The organism is Bacillus sp. sid0103 (genome assembly GCF_019219025.1).
Genome location: NZ_JAHUWN010000096.1, coordinates 1 through 736, shown reverse-complemented (window position 1 = coordinate 736; position 736 = coordinate 1). Strand labels below are relative to the sequence as shown.

Here is a 736-nt window from a genome sequence, read left to right as displayed (position 1 = left end):
AGCATTTACATTATGGTGTCATTTAGCTGCTTTGGCGTCTTTCAGGTTGAGTAACAACCCATATATCAACAACCACTTACTACCATTTTTTGAATCAGGTGACGTCCTAACTGGAACTGGATTATCAAACGCAATTAAATATTACGCCGGAATGGAAAGGATCCGACTCAAAGCGGAAAAGACAGATGGGGGATACATGATAAGTGGTAGCTTACCTAACGTGTCTAATTTGGATCATGATCACTGGTTTGTTATCCTAGCATCTCTAAATGAAAAACAACGAATCATTTGTTCGCTTCCAGTGAATGTAGAAGGATTAATTTTAGAAAGTAAAACAAATTATATAGGATTAAATGGTAGTGCAACATACGCCTGTTTCTTTGATAATGTGTTTATCCCCGATAAATGGATTATCTCCGAAGAAGCAGACGAATTTATACCAAAAGTCCGTCCAATATTAGCACTCTACCAAATACCTTTAGGAATAGGAGTTTCACAGGCTGCTATTGAATCAATTGTAAAAAGTCATCTGAAAAATAAAGAAGTAAATCAGCATTTTAAAACTCAGCACACAGAATTGATTAAAAAATTACAGATTGTACGAACCAGAACATATGAATATGCTCGCTATGTGGATTTAAACACTATAGGGAAGGAAATATTATTAACCCGACTTGATATAGCCAAGTTAACCCCTGAAGTAGTACATGCAGAAATGCTTTATTCCGGTGGGCAG

1 pseudogene is annotated in these 736 nt (G+C 36.1%); it reads left to right on the top strand.

The annotated features are described in order from the left end of the window. Nucleotides 1-46 precede the first annotated feature (46 nt). Nucleotides 47-736, top strand: a pseudogene (locus KW850_RS32600) (acyl-CoA dehydrogenase family protein); the annotation flags it as partial.